This window comes from Pantoea sp. GM01 (genome assembly GCF_000282675.1).
Lineage (GTDB): Bacteria > Pseudomonadota > Gammaproteobacteria > Enterobacterales > Enterobacteriaceae > Pantoea > Pantoea nemavictus.
Window position 1 is genome coordinate 169,921 of record NZ_AKIU01000026.1, and the last position, 13,966, is coordinate 183,886.

Annotated in this window: 15 protein-coding genes; 4 read left to right on the forward strand and 11 right to left on the reverse strand. The window is 55.2% G+C overall.

Annotation, left to right across the window (positions count from 1 at the left end):
• Nucleotides 1-33: 33 nt before the first annotated feature.
• The 8 genes from PMI17_RS25330 to proB all read right to left on the reverse strand — a co-directional run bounded on the left by PMI17_RS25330 (nucleotide 34) and on the right by proB (nucleotide 5,624).
• A complete protein-coding gene (locus PMI17_RS25330) occupies nucleotides 34-222 on the reverse strand; it encodes a hypothetical protein (protein ID WP_157178868.1) in 189 nt (62 codons plus the stop codon).
• Complete coding sequence (locus PMI17_RS06090; protein ID WP_007887125.1) at nucleotides 185-478, reverse strand: hypothetical protein; 294 nt, start codon at nucleotides 476-478, stop codon at nucleotides 185-187. Before PMI17_RS06090 ends, PMI17_RS25330 begins: the two co-directional genes overlap by 38 nt.
• The gene (locus tag PMI17_RS06095) at nucleotides 475-825 is read right to left on the reverse strand and encodes a hypothetical protein (protein ID WP_007887126.1); all 351 of its coding nucleotides are present in this window, start codon (nucleotides 823-825) and stop codon (nucleotides 475-477) included. Before PMI17_RS06095 ends, PMI17_RS06090 begins: the two co-directional genes overlap by 4 nt.
• Nucleotides 822-1,289, reverse strand: a complete 468-nt coding sequence (locus PMI17_RS06100; RefSeq protein WP_007887127.1) for a hypothetical protein — start codon at nucleotides 1,287-1,289, stop codon at nucleotides 822-824. The genes PMI17_RS06095 and PMI17_RS06100 overlap by 4 nt, the downstream gene beginning before the upstream one ends.
• 189 nt (nucleotides 1,290-1,478) lie before the next feature.
• A complete protein-coding gene (locus tag PMI17_RS06105; protein WP_007887128.1) occupies nucleotides 1,479-1,757 on the reverse strand; it encodes a hypothetical protein in 279 nt (92 codons plus the stop codon).
• Between the two features lie 414 nt (nucleotides 1,758-2,171).
• Complete coding sequence (locus PMI17_RS06110; RefSeq protein WP_007887129.1) at nucleotides 2,172-2,903, reverse strand: S24 family peptidase; 732 nt, start codon at nucleotides 2,901-2,903, stop codon at nucleotides 2,172-2,174.
• 353 nt (nucleotides 2,904-3,256) lie between these two features.
• Nucleotides 3,257-4,510, reverse strand: a complete 1,254-nt coding sequence (gene proA / locus PMI17_RS06115) for a glutamate-5-semialdehyde dehydrogenase (RefSeq protein WP_007887130.1) — start codon at nucleotides 4,508-4,510, stop codon at nucleotides 3,257-3,259.
• Nucleotides 4,511-4,520: 10 nt separating this feature from the next.
• Nucleotides 4,521-5,624, reverse strand: coding sequence for a glutamate 5-kinase (proB, locus tag PMI17_RS06120; RefSeq protein ID WP_007887132.1), 1,104 nt, complete (start codon nucleotides 5,622-5,624; stop codon nucleotides 4,521-4,523).
• A 246-nt stretch (nucleotides 5,625-5,870) separates the two neighbouring features.
• Between proB and ompC the strand changes: the two genes are divergently transcribed.
• Nucleotides 5,871-6,989 carry a porin OmpC gene (gene ompC / locus PMI17_RS06125; RefSeq protein ID WP_007887134.1) on the forward strand — a complete coding sequence of 373 codons (1,119 nt, stop codon included), beginning with the start codon at nucleotides 5,871-5,873 and terminating at the stop codon, nucleotides 6,987-6,989.
• Between the two features lie 94 nt (nucleotides 6,990-7,083).
• Here the strand turns inward: ompC and crl are convergent, their stop codons facing one another.
• The 3 genes from crl to gpt all read right to left on the reverse strand — a co-directional run bounded on the left by crl (nucleotide 7,084) and on the right by gpt (nucleotide 9,422).
• Nucleotides 7,084-7,485 (reverse strand): sigma factor-binding protein Crl, encoded by a 402-nt coding sequence (gene crl / locus PMI17_RS06130; protein ID WP_007887135.1) that lies wholly within the window; start codon nucleotides 7,483-7,485, stop codon nucleotides 7,084-7,086.
• A gap of 109 nt (nucleotides 7,486-7,594) precedes the next feature.
• A complete protein-coding gene (gene frsA, locus PMI17_RS06135; protein ID WP_007887136.1) occupies nucleotides 7,595-8,842 on the reverse strand; it encodes an esterase FrsA in 1,248 nt (415 codons plus the stop codon).
• A gap of 121 nt (nucleotides 8,843-8,963) precedes the next feature.
• Complete coding sequence (gene gpt, locus PMI17_RS06140; protein WP_007887137.1) at nucleotides 8,964-9,422, reverse strand: xanthine phosphoribosyltransferase; 459 nt, start codon at nucleotides 9,420-9,422, stop codon at nucleotides 8,964-8,966.
• A gap of 255 nt (nucleotides 9,423-9,677) precedes the next feature.
• Between gpt and pepD the strand changes: the two genes are divergently transcribed.
• The 3 genes from pepD (at nucleotide 9,678) to PMI17_RS06155 (ending at nucleotide 13,964) form a co-directional block, all read left to right on the forward strand.
• Nucleotides 9,678-11,138 carry a beta-Ala-His dipeptidase gene (pepD, locus tag PMI17_RS06145; RefSeq protein ID WP_036620392.1) on the forward strand — a complete coding sequence of 487 codons (1,461 nt, stop codon included), beginning with the start codon at nucleotides 9,678-9,680 and terminating at the stop codon, nucleotides 11,136-11,138.
• A 325-nt stretch (nucleotides 11,139-11,463) separates the two neighbouring features.
• Nucleotides 11,464-12,969 carry a sugar ABC transporter ATP-binding protein gene (locus tag PMI17_RS06150; RefSeq protein ID WP_007887139.1) on the forward strand — a complete coding sequence of 502 codons (1,506 nt, stop codon included), beginning with the start codon at nucleotides 11,464-11,466 and terminating at the stop codon, nucleotides 12,967-12,969.
• Nucleotides 12,966-13,964, forward strand: a complete 999-nt coding sequence (locus PMI17_RS06155) for an ABC transporter permease (protein ID WP_007887140.1) — start codon at nucleotides 12,966-12,968, stop codon at nucleotides 13,962-13,964. Before PMI17_RS06150 ends, PMI17_RS06155 begins: the two co-directional genes overlap by 4 nt.
• Nucleotides 13,965-13,966 lie beyond the last annotated feature (2 nt).

Genomic DNA, 13,966 nt, shown 5'->3' on the forward strand with positions numbered 1-13,966 from the left:
TCAGGTAGGTAATGCAAATGCGTGAGAGCAGCGTTATTTGGCCGGTTGGCCGCAGTGCTGATCCCAAAGATCGTTGTGGTTGTTGATGGCGCGCACGGTACGAACGTCCATGCGCTCGGCATCATTGCCGTGGGTGTAAATCGGGGAAAAAAGGGTACAGGCAGAGTCGATGACGACAGGGGCTTCAGGGCTGGTGGTATTTCGATTGCTGCAGCTTGTCACGAGCAGCAGCGTCATCAAGATTAAGATTGCTGGCTTCCACACGTTTGGCCTCCTCGCGCAGCTGTTGCTGCTGCTGATTAACTGCCACCGCCTGGGCTGCCGCTTTGTCGGCGTTTTCCACGGCGGATTGGGATTGTTGCTGCACCTTGCCGATTTTCTTACCGCCGAAATAACTGGCAGCCAGCGCGGCAATCACGCCCGCCAGTGCGGCGAGCCAGTGCCAGCTGCCGCCGAGCATTGCCATGAGAAATGTCATGCTTTTTCCTCCATCGCTGTTTTCTGCTGGTTGAGACCTTTCTGGCGAACGAATTGCGCAATCACGCCCATCGCCACCATGAAGGCGCCAATCAAACCGAGATAGTTGTGCGGCAGAATCGCTTTCACATCTGGCGGCATGCTGTTCCACGCATCGAGCGCAGCACTGGGAAAAGATTGCACCCACGCGCTGAGCATCGAACCGAGTGACGCCAGCCACACCGACCAGGTTTTGAATAACAGCCGCGCATGCTTGACGAACTCCAGCGTGGTGAAGCGCTGCATCACCATCACCACGACAATCACCGCCAGCACCGCAGTAACAAAAATCAGCAGTTTCAGATTCATAGCAGCCCCCGATAAATGTCATAGGTGCCGCTGCGCATCACTTCGGCATGGCGCCGTGCACGGCCGGATGTCTGCCGCGCCCACAGGCTGTCGAGCATGGCATTGGCGGCGGCATCAAAGTCGCCTTGCGTGATGGAGGTGAGCATGCCGCGAAACATCGCGAGGCCATCCACACCGAGTTGATACCCCATGCTGATCAGCACATCGCTACGCGCCTCATTGCACTTGGCAAGCGCCTGTTGCACCAGCGCGCGCTGATGCATCTGCAGCACTTTGCCCTCGACGATGCACTGCTTCCATACATCCCCCACCGGTCGTGGCACCTGGAAAATGTAATTGCTAAGCGATGCGCCTTTTGGGCCGATGCGAATACCGCCAGCGACCGTCGGAAAGCCCAGCGTGTCGAGGTAAGGCGCTTCGCGATACCCCTCTTCGAAATTCAGGATGGCAATAATCTGGCTCATAGTGGTTGGTTCCTCTTTAACGGGCGCAATAGTCTGAAAATGGCTGCGTAAAATGGCAAAAACACATAAATCTCGCTGATCGTTTATCGATCTCAGCGCATTGTTTGGTAAGCGAAACGCTCAAGAATGGTTAAACAGTGAGCACCATTGAAACGTTCCGCTTAAAACTGGGGAAAGGGAGAGAAGGACTTAGCGCACGGCGTACAAATAAACGTGGGGTAAACAGCAGTTATCGAAACTCGCTTGCGTCTGCTGGACGCGTGTGGGTGCTAACACCGCACTGTCGACGCGTGATTGCGTCTGGCGCTGGCAGATGCGCTCAGCGGTGCGTAAGGTGACGTTTTCATATTCGATGCCGAGTGCGCTGTCGATGCTGCGCTTAAGGCGACTGAGGGACTGGCGCCGCCGATGACGGCGCGTGCGTGCATTGCCTGAGAATACTGATTTTCCGTACTGGATGATCGCCATAACTCCTCCTGTGAATGAGTCTTTGGCGATGGGGTGGCAGGCACGGCGACTCGGCTTAAACCGAAGCGTCGGTTGTTCCTCTGGAAATACTCGACGTCAACTCGCCCGGCAGTGTTAACGGCCAGGGTGAAGTAGAGGAGAGTGAAAAACAGAGGGCAACTGACAACGCTGCAAAGTGCGTATCCACCCCATCCCAAAGTTCACTAACTTTGGATGGTATGTATCGCGCTTGTGCAGCGCCTCAATTGTTTAAGAGCGGGCTCATCCGGGAGCAGGTATGTCGTCCATCCATGCTCAAATTATTAACAGGTTCTAATGCATTGGCAAACACCAATGGTTAATTTTTTATTTACCATCAGTTAAATTTATGATTTCAGCCAAAATATTTTTTTGTCGCAACCTGCCGTTTTGTGATCAGCCCAGAATTTGGTAATCACGCGCCTGGCTCATGATCACCCGCGCTACCACCTGCAGTGTCTTCGCTTCTTCCAGCGTCAAATACCAGGTCTCATAGCGCTTGTTATCGGAGATCACCGCCACCTTCTTGTGCTGCAGCTGCAGGCGTTTGAGATAGAGCTGATCGTCAAGCGTAAACAGATAAATGCCATCGCCATCGAAGCGATGCACGCTGATATCGACAAACAGCTGATCGCGCGGCGCAAAGGTGCCGGCCATTGAGTCACTGTTGAGGGCGATGAGGCGAATATTTTCGGCCGGACGGCCGTTAAACAGTACGCGCGCCTCTTCCAGCCCATATTCAATGGCTTGAATGGTTTCCACCAGTTCGTCACGCGTACTGCTGCTGCGCACGCCGTGTTGTCCGATATCCAGACTCTCCACGCGAAACAGATGTTGTGGGTTAACCAGGCTTCGCTGAGTCAGCAAGGCAGCCGGTTTTTCCATGCCAAACTGCAGCCACTCGACGCGCACGTCTAATAACTGGCTGAGCGCCAGCAAATTGTTATCATCCGGAATTGATTGTCCGTTAAACCATTTCCAAACCCCCGGCGTTGAGATCTTGCATCCCCTCTCTTGCAGAGCAAGCGCAACCTGTTTGTTCCGTCCGTGTCCGACAATTCCCGCGCTCTCGCACGCGGCAATCAGCCTGGCAGTAAATGCTTGTCTGGTACTTTCTTTTTTAACCATCAGTTAATAATCTGCCTTCAGTAAAAGACTGAATGTTATTTTCATTTTTGCTACCAGTTCATTTTATATTACCGTCAGTTTACTACCCAACCGCTTTTATCAATGAAGCTGGACAATCATTATCCCTTTCGGTTAAGCCGAAACCAGTGATCATTACCATATCGCTTGTTCTGACAGGGGTTTTCAGGATTGTTCTGTAGCAGTAAGACCAGCATCTAAAGGAAAAAATGGGTGAAAAGCAGCGCCCCCGCCATAGATGACAGAAATAAATCAAAAAGCTCTTGGAATAACTGGATCGAAAGCGAAAAAAATGGGCACCGTTTTCGGTGCCCATTGTCATGCAGGAGCGAACATTAACGACGCAGCGTATCGTCGCCCCAACCAATCCATTTATAGGTGGTTAGCGCTTCAAGTCCCATCGGTCCACGCGCGTGCAGCTTCTGCGTGCTGACCGCCACTTCGGCGCCGAGGCCGAACTGACCGCCGTCGGTGAAACGGGTGCTGGCATTAACGTATACCGCAGATGAATCAACCTGGTTGACGAAGCGATTGGCGTTGCCAATGCTGCGCGTCAGGATGCCGTCGGAGTGCTGCGTGCCGTGCTGACGAATGTGCGCAATGGCGGCATCAATATCGGCCACCAGCTTGACGTTCAGATCGTTCGACAACCATTCGTCATCATAATTTTCTGCTTTTACCGCCACCACATCAGCGGGACCGTTTTGCAGCAGCGCCAGCACGTTTTCGTCGCCGTGCAGCGCAATCTTCTCCTGTGCCATGCGCTGCAGGAATGCCGGGATAAAGCGCTCAGCCTGATCGCGATGAATCAGTAGCGTTTCCAATGAGTTACAGGCGCTTGGCCGCTGTTTCTTGGCATTGACGATCACCTCTAACGCCGCCTCGGTCTCCATGGTTTCATCGAGATAGAGATGACACACGCCGATGCCGCCGGTGATGACCGGAATAGTCGAGTTCTCACGGCACAGCTTGTGCAAACCTGCGCCGCCGCGCGGGATCAGCATGTCGACGTAGCGATCAAGCTTCAGCAGCTGATTAACCAGTTCGCGATCTGGATTTTCAATCGCCTGCACCGCGCCCGCCGGTAATCCATGCTGCATCAGGGCATTTTGGATCACCCGCACGGTAGCCGCGTTAGTGCGATAGGTCTCTTTGCCGCCGCGCAAGATGGCCGCATTGCCGGTTTTCAGGCACAGCGACGCGACATCGACGGTCACATTGGGACGCGCTTCATAAATCACGCCAATAACGCCGAGCGGCACGCGACGACGCTCAATGCGCAGGCCGCTATCCAGCACGCCGCCGTCAATCAGCTGGCCAACCGGATCGGCCAGACGACACACCTGACGCACATCATCGGCAATGCCTTTCAGGCGCTGCGGGTTGAGCGTCAAACGATCGAGCAGCGCTGCGCTCATGCCGTTTTGCCGTGCATCGGCCAGATCCTGCTCGTTGGCTGCCAGAATGTCGGCGCTTTCCGCTTCCAGACGATCGGCAATGGTCAGCAGCACCTGATTTTTCTGTTCGGTGGAGAGCTCCGCCAGCTTGTACGACGCTGCGCGCGCCGCTTTACCCATTTCTTCTAACATCATCCGCTCCTTAACTGACGATCATGTCGTCGCGGTGCACCGCTACCGGGCCATATTCGTAACCGAGGATCTCGCCAATTTCCTGGCTGTGATGACCGGCAATCATGCGCATGGCATCGCTATTGTAACGCGTCACGCCGTGGGCGATATCTCGCCCTTGCAGATTGCGAATGCGGATCACTTCACCGCGCGAAAAATTGCCCTGCACCTCACGAATCCCTTTTGGCAGCAGCGAGCTGCCGCGTTCGAGCATCGCGGCCAGCGCGCCATCATCAATGGTGATTTCACCGGCAGGCGGCGCGCCAAAGATCCAGCGTTTGCGGTTCTCCAGCGGCGACTGCTGCGCATGGAAGCGCGTGCCAACCGGTTTGCCATACAGCACGTCACTGATCACGTCGGGACGGCTGCCCGCAGCGATAATCACATCAATGCCGGCGCGGCAAGCGACGTCGGCCGCCTGCAGTTTCGTCGCCATGCCGCCGGTGCCGAGGCCGGAAACGCTGCCGCCGGCGAGGGTACGCAGCGCGTCATCGATCTGGTGTACGTCGCTGATCAATTCAGCTTCAGGATTCGTGCGTGGATCGGCGGTGAACAACCCTTGCTGATCGGTCAGCAGCAGCAGTTTATCGGCACCGCCAAGCATCGCGGCCAGCGCCGACAGATTGTCGTTGTCGCCGACTTTAATCTCCGCGGTCGCCACCGCGTCGTTCTCGTTAATCACCGGCACGATGTGGTTGTCGAGCAGCGCACGTAGCATGTCACGCGCGTAGAGGAAGCGTTCACGATCTTCCATATCGGCGCGCGTCAGCAGCATCTGTCCAATATGAATGCCGTAAATAGAAAAAAGTTGTTCCCACAGCTGGATCAAACGGCTCTGCCCCACCGCAGCCAGCAGCTGCTTTGAGGCGATGGTAGGCGGCAGTTCGGGGTAACCAAGGTGTTCGCGTCCAGCGGCGATGGCGCCAGAGGTCACAATAACAATGCGATGGCCCGCCGCGTGCAGTTGTGCACACTGACGAACCAGCTCCACCATGTGCGCCCGATTCAACCGACGCGAACCGCCGGTGAGGACGCTAGTACCCAACTTGACCACAAGGGTCTGACTGCCACTCATGTTTTTCCTGCCATGTAAGAAAAAAATCTGCGAAGGGACGTTTTATCAGGAGTGAGCAAGGAAGCCAACAGCAGCAAGGGGAAAAGCACAAAAATCCGCGGACAATGCGCTAGACCAAAAGTTCGCGATTAACAAGAAAACCGAAAAACTGTCATAAAACTTTCATCGCCAACCGGTAAAAAGTCCCGTGTTTTACAAAACCTTTCACGGGTACAACAAATTTTACTCATTGGGATTGATAGCAAAATGAAGAAAAGCACACTGGCATTGGTTGTTTCTGCGCTGGCACTGGCTTCCACCGCAAACGCCGCAGAAGTTTATAACAAAGACGGTAATAAACTGGACTTCTACGGCCGTGTTAAAGCTGAACACTACTTCAGCGATAATGCGTCAAGCGATGGCGACAAATCTTACGTGCGTATCGGTTTCAAGGGCCAGACGCAGATTAATGACCTGATGACCGGTTACGGTCAGTGGGAATATCAATACAACGTCAACAACTCTGAAGGTTCTGACGCTAACACTGGCAACAAAACCCGTTTGGGCTTTGCTGGCCTGAAATTTGGTCAATACGGTTCATTCGACTACGGTCGTAACTACGGCGTGCTGTACGACGTTGAGGCCTGGACGGACGTGTTCCCAGAGTTTGGCGGTGACGGTACGGCGCGTACCGATAACTTCATGACCGCGCGTGCTACCGGCGTGGCAACCTATCGTAACAACAACTTCTTTGGTCTGGTTGATGGCCTGCGCTTCGCGCTGCAATATCAGGGCAAAAACGATTCGACCAGCGCCAACGCACGCGGTAGCGCGACCGATACCTCACGCCAGAACGGCGACGGTTACGGTGCATCTCTGGGCTACACGCTTGGTGATACCGGCATCAGCCTGATGTCTGCCCTTACCTCTTCCGATCGTACTAACCAGCAGCAAGCGCGTGCATACGGTTCCGGTGATAAAGCCGATTCATGGGGCGCGGGCATCAAATATGATGCTAACAGCGTTTACCTGGCGGCCATCTACACCGAAACCCGTAACATGACGCCAATCAGCGGTACGGATTCCGCTACCGGCGCATCAGTATCTGGTGCAGCGAACAAAGCGCAGAACATTGAATTGGTTGCTCAGTATCAGTTCGACTTCGGCCTGCGTCCTTCCATCGGTTACGTTCAGACCAAAGGCAAAGACATCGAAGGTATCGGCGATGCGGACCTGGTTAAATACATCGATGTGGGCGCGACTTACTACTTCAACAAAAACATGTCGACCTTTGTTGATTACAAAATCAACCAGCTGAGCGACGACAACCGTCTGTCACTCAATAACGATGACATCGTGGCCGTTGGTCTGACTTACCAGTTCTGATTTCGTATTACCCTTGTTGTGTCTATAAATTGTGTCTATAAAAAAAGAGCCGGCTCATCACCGGCTCTTTCTTGTTTAATCACGCTACGTTTTATCAGGCGCTCAGTTTTACTGGCTCGTCTTTAAACCCTTCCGCCGGTTTCAGATCCAGCTTCTGCTCATGCAGCATGGCTTTCAGGCGCTCATGGAAATTACGCAGCGTGCTTTCCACTTTGGCATTGTTCTCTTTGCCCTTGATGGTTGCTGCGCCCCAATCACCTGCTTTATCAAACAGACCGAAGTGGTACTCATAGGTAAAGTGATCTTCATGGGCTTCCAGCGTCATCCACCAGCCCCAGAATTCACGCAGTTCCGGTGCCGGCTTGACGTTGACGCAGGCCGCCAGGCAATCAAAGAAGAAACGCGTCTCTTCACATTTCCCCTCGCGAATATACGGCCCCAATTCGGTGAAGCGCTTAAGCAGGCGACTACGGGGGTGACCACTCGGTAACGTCATGCAAACTCTCCCTCAAATAAACCGTATCAAATGCATTTTTAGCTTCCCATGAAACTAAAAATGGAAAATCCCGGATATAAGTAGTAGCAGAGGTTCGCGCTTTCGCCAGTTAGTTTTTCAACTGTTTTTCCAGCCAGTCACAAATTTGATTCAACGCCTGGTCAAAACTGGCAAACACCGGTTTGGCGGGAATCGCCAGCGTCTTGCCCTGCGAGGATGAGTTAGCGATCAGCTGCGCATCCTCTTGCGGGCCAAAAATATCATCCGGCCAGTACGCCGCCAGCATCGGTGTTGGCGTGCGGCGCCCCAGCAAACCCTGCACCTTCAAGGAGTAGCGATTGAGTTCGATGCGCAAATTGCTGTCGGAGGTGGATGACATGCCGAGACGGCTAGCCAGCATATCCATATACATATCCGGTAACTGCTGCTGTTGCTGCGCATCAACAAACACGCTGTGCACCATGGCGCCGAGCGTGGCAACGGCGCGCAGGCGCGGCACCTCAAGATAAGCCAGACGTGTCGCCACATTGGCACCGAAGCGATAACCCAGCAGCGCCACACGCGTATGATCGATCCACGGCACGTTGCTCAGCTCGCGCAGCACTTGCTGATGCAGCTGGCTGGTATCTTGATTGAGCGTCCATTTGCTGCTGAACCCTACCGACGGCATATCCAGCGTCAGCATAGCGATGCCGCGCGGCGCAAGATAATCGTGGAATAGGCGATAGTGATCGCTCTGCAAGGAGTCGAGACCGCCGCACAGCAGCACCGTTGGATACGGCGCTTCGGCCTGCGCCGGCATGTGCAGGAAGCCGGTCACCGGCGCGCCACCGCTTATCGGGAAGGTCAGCGATTTCAGTTCACCCGGCAAGCGCTGCGTGGCTTCCTCATAGGCGCGATTGGCCAGCACCTGCGCCTGATCGGCCAGATCGTCGCCCTTAATATAAGGATAGGCGGCAAGGCTGAACAGATTGGCGGCGTGCAGCCAATGTTGACCGGCGGTTTCATGATTCTCGCTTTGCATCGCCTGCTGCTGCCACAGCGCTGCCTGCTTCGACCACTCGTAATTCCAGTTGCCGCCGCGATAGCCGATCACCGTGTCGAGCAGGGCTTCATTGGTGCGCTCGAAATCGCTAACGGCAATACGCGCCAGCACCTCGCTGATCTCCTGTGGCGACAGACCACGCCATGTCCACAGCAGCTTATTCAGCATGCGGTACCAGCCGCGCTGGGTGTCACCTTCGAGGGCGTTATGCACCTGTACCGCCGCGTGATGCTGGCGGCGCACTAATGAAGAGGTTTCCGGGTGTTTGAAACGGGGTTTGAAGAGTTCTTCGCTCAGGTTTTTATCAGACATCTTAGTGATTCTCCTGCCAACATCATGGCGATGGCTAAGAGTGTACTGCACCCGCCATACGCGCGCGAGGCGCAGAAAGCACAACGCCCGGCATAACCGGGCGTTGTTTGCGATGCATCAATTAGCTTTTGACGATTGGCGGAATGTACACCACGCCCATGTCCCAAGGCTGCTCGATCCAGGTGTTCTGCGGGATGTCGACAATATAGTCGTCTACCAACGCACGGCCAGCCGGCTTGGCGAAGATGGTGCAGAAACGCGCTTTTGGATACATATCGCGAATCGCCTGCGCGGTGCCGCCGGTATCCACTAAATCGTCAATCACGATGAAGCCTTCACCGTCGCCTTCTGCACGCTTCAGCACTTTCATTTCGCGCTGATGGTCGTGATCGTAGCTGGAGATGCAAACGGTATCGACATAGCGAATACCCAGTTCGCGCGCCAGCAATGATGCCGGAACCAGACCACCGCGGCTCACCGCAATGATACCTTTCCACTGTTCCACAGGAAGCAGGCGCTGGGCCAGTTTACGGGCATGAATTTGCAACATGTCCCAGGTTACGACGTATTTTTCGCTCATATGAAGGAATCCCGGCCAAGAAACTTGGCTTAAAAAATATGCAAGGGGGAAAAGGTTGCGCGAGATTATAAGGATCTGACGCCTTAAAAACCAGCATCTGTCTTACTGGTTGCAGGTTTTTAGCGCGCCTGATTACGCACCCGGCGAGAAACAGTGATATTCTCAGGCCCATCACGTCAGATGTTCTGACGACGATTTTTACTGGAAACCCGCGTGCGTGCGGTATGTCCGCCACGCTGACACAGGAGACGCATGGTGTCTGAATTGTCGCAACTTTCACCCCAACCGCTGTGGGATATTTTTGCCAAAATCTGTTCCATTCCGCACCCTTCTTATCACGAAGAAGCCCTGGCCGAATACGTTGTTGGCTGGGCAAAAGAGCAAGGTTTTTGGGTTGAGCGCGATCAGGTTGGCAACATCCTGATTCGAAAACCCGCTACGGCTGGCATGGAAAATCGCACGCCGGTGGCGCTGCAGGCGCACCTCGATATGGTGCCGCAGAAGAACAATGACACAGTGCACGACTTCACCAAAGATCCGATTCAGCCGTACGTTGACGGCGAATGGGTGAAAGCGCGCGGTACCACGCTGGGCGCGGATAACGGCATTGGTATGGCTTCTGCGCTGGCGGTACTGGCTGATAACAGCCTGATCCACGGTCCGGTCGAAGTGCTGCTGACCATGACCGAAGAGTCCGGCATGGACGGTGCATTTGGTTTACAGCCGAACTGGCTGCAGGCCGACATTCTGATCAACACCGATTCCGAAGAGGAAGGCGAGATCTACATGGGTTGCGCCGGGGGTATCGACTTCATTACCACCCTGCCACTGACGCGTGAAGCTGTCCCGGCGGGCTATGAGACCCTGAAGCTGACGCTGAAAGGCCTGAAAGGCGGTCACTCCGGTGCCGACATTCACCACGGTCTGGGCAACGCCAACAAGCTGCTGGCGCGTTTCCTGGCGCTGCACGCGCGTGAATTCGACGTACGTTTGATCGAATTCACCGGCGGTACGCTGCGCAATGCCATTCCACGCGAAGCCTTCGCGACGCTGGCCATCGAAAGCCATCAAGTGGATGCGCTGAAATCTGCTGCGGCACATTTCCAGGCGACGCTGCTGAACGAGCTGGGCATTAAAGAGAAACACATTGCGGTGGTTACCGAGTCGCTGGCGCACCAGGGCCAGGCGTTAAGCACTGACAGCCGCGATCGTTTCCTGAACCTGCTGAATGCCACGCCAAACGGCGTGATCCGTAACTCCGACGTCGCTAAAGGTGTGGTGGAAACCTCGCTGAACGTCGGCGTGGTGACCATGGATCAGAATAATGCCGAAATTATCTGCCTGATTCGTTCGCTGATCGATACCGGTAAAGATTGGGTGGTTGAAGTGCTGACCTCGCTGGCCGATCTTGCTGGCGCGCAAGGCGCACCGAAGGGCGGCTACCCAGGCTGGCAGCCCGATGCTGACTCACCGGTAATGGCGCTGACGCGTAAAACTTACGAAGCGCTGTTTGGCAAAACGCCAAACATTCAGGTGATTCACGCCGGTCTGGAGTGTGGTCTGTTCAAGAAGCCGTACCCGGAAATGGATATGGTTTCGATCGGTCCCACCATTACCGGCCCGCACTCGCCCGATGAGCAGGTACACATCGAGAGCGTCGGTTTGTACTGGAAGCTGCTGACTGCGCTGCTGAGCGTAATGCCAGAAAAAGCGTAAGTTTGCGCTTTCGCGAGCAACCCGGCTTCGGTCGGGTTTTTTTATGCCTTGCGCAAATTAATGCACAGTCGACAAAATCTTTGCAGGCATAGCGTCGAGTTGCCCTTTATGGCGATCGACTTCCCCAGCATATTGCCCTGACAATCTTGCTTCCCACCTCCTGATTCCTCCAACTCTTTCCTGCTCTTCAGCTTTAGCCGCCATCATGTCCAGATGTCCGGACGGCTAAGAAGATTTCGTGCTAGCTTATGCCGTTTCGATTGTTGCCCAGAGTGAGGGTTCAGGAAAAAATGCCTCCCACTCAAATAATTAAAGGCCCGGCTTCATGACTGCGATCAACCGCCTGGAGATGCGTAATATCTCCATCGCCTTTGGCGGTTTCGCCGCGCTAGCGCAGGTCGATTTCCTCACCGCAGGCGGTTCGGTACATGCCTTAACCGGTGCCAACGGCGCCGGAAAATCAACGCTGATGGCGGTGCTGGCTGGGGCGCATGCGCAGTACAGCGGTGAGATTCTGCTGGACGACGTACCGGTGATGATTCGCTCGCCGCGTGATGCCAAAAAGCTGGGCATCCATCTGGTCCAGCAGGAAGTCGATGTGGCGCTGGTGCCGCAACTTAGCGTGGCGGAGAACATTCTGCTCGATCGCTTAGCCGAGCCGGGGCACCTCTATAACTGGCGCGATATACGTCGCCAGGCGCGTGCTTTGCTGGCGCAGCTGCAAGTGAACATTGACGTCAATCGTCTGGTTGAACGCTGCACGCTAGCGGAGAAGCAGCAAATTCTGCTGGCTCGCGCGCTCTCGCACCACTGCCGCTTTCTAATTCTTGATGAACCTACCGCTCCGCTCGATCAGCACGAGAGCGAGCGCCTGTTCGCCGTGGTGCGTCGCTTACAGTCCAGCGGCATTGGCGTGGTGTTTATCTCGCATCGTATTCACGAATTGAAAGCGATATGCGATCGCCTGACGGTGCTGCGTGACGGACGCCTGATCGAAAGCTGTCCGATGGCCGCGCTGAGCGGCGAGCAAATCGTTGAGAAGATGCTGGGACATCAGCTCAACGATGTCTTTCCGCCCCGTCGCACGCGTGAGGCGCGACCGCTGCTGCTGTCGGTTGACGGCTTGCACGACGATCAGTTACTGCAGGACATTTCGCTGCGGCTGCACCAGGGCGAAATCCTCGGCATTGCGGGTTTAGCCGGTGCCGGTAAAACCGAACTGTGCAAAGCGCTATTTGGCGCCAGCAAAAGCCGCGTTGAGAAAGGCGAACTGCACGGCAAAGCATGGCGACCGCGTTCACCCCACGACTCTGTCGAGAACCGCATGGCGCTGGTGCCGGAAGAGCGGCGCAAAGAGGGCATTTTCATCGATGAACCCGTCAGCATGAATCTCAGTATCAGCGCTGATAACAGTTTTTCGCGCTGGAGCGTGTTCGGTCATCGCAAGGCATGGCGCTGGGCCGAAGAGGTGATTCAACGCCTGAATGTACGCACTACCGGACCGGCGCAAACCCTGCGTCGCCTGTCCGGCGGTAATCAGCAGAAGGTGGCAATTGGCAAATGGCTGCGCAACAACGCCGATGTACTGATTTTTGATGAGCCCACAAAGGGCGTTGATATCAAAGCCAAAACCGAGCTATTCAGTTTGATCGCAGGCTTAGCGCGCGAAGGGAAAGGCATCATTTATGCTTCGGGCGAGTTTTCTGAACTGGTCGGTTTATGCGATCGCATTTGTGTGCTCTGGGATGGGCGCATTGTGGCAGAGATGGAGGGCACAGACGCCACAGAAGAGACACTTCTGCTTTATTCCACCGGAGGAACACCTGCGTGAGCAGCAAAGAACTATCCCTAACCCCGCAGCCTTCTCTGCGCCATCAGCTTTTCGATTTCCTCTATAAATGGGGCATGTTGCTGACGGTGGTTATTCTGATTGCCGCGTTTGGTCTGGCCTCAGACAGCTTCCTTGAGCCCACCAACATCATCAACATCCTGCGTTCGATTGCCATCGTGACGGTAATTGCCATCGGCGTATCGATTTCACTGACGATTGGCGGCTTTGACCTGTCAGTCGGATCGACGGCATCGCTGGCCAATGCGCTGGTGATTTCGCTCTTCGTCTGGCACGGCTTTGGCACCACCGAAGCCATTATTATCACGCTGCTGCTGTGCACGCTGGTGGGATTATTCAACAGCTTCTTGATTGTGATTCTGCGTATTCCCGACATGCTCGCCACACTGGCCACGCTATTTGTGATTCAGGGCGTGGCGATGACCTACAGCTTCGGCGGGTCGATCACGGAAAATATGGTGCTGCCAAGCGGTGACATGGCCGAGGGCACCATTCCCGCTGCTTTTGGCCTGCTCGGCCAGGTGCCAACCATCGTGATTATTATGCTGGTGGTGACGATAGTGGCGCAGCTGGCGCTATCGCTAACCAAGCACGGTCGTCGCATGTATGCGCTCGGCGGTAATGCGGAAGCGGCGCGGTTATCGGGCATCCGCACCACCCGTTATCGCGTGCTGGCCTATGTGCTTTCATCGCTGCTGGCTGGGCTGGGCGGCATTCTGCTGGCTTCGCGCATCGGCTCTTCGCAGGTGAATGCCGGCGGCGGTTACCTGATGGACGCCGTCGCCGCGGCGTGGATTGGCTTCTCACTGGCCGGTTCAGGCAAACCTAATGCGTTAGGAACTCTGGTGGGCGCCGTCATCCTCGGCGTATTGCAGAACGGGCTGGTGATGCTGTCGGTGCCCTATTACGCGATGGACATTATTAAAGGACTGGTGCTGGCGCTGGCGCTGGCAATCACTTACATCCAGCGCCGCTAAGG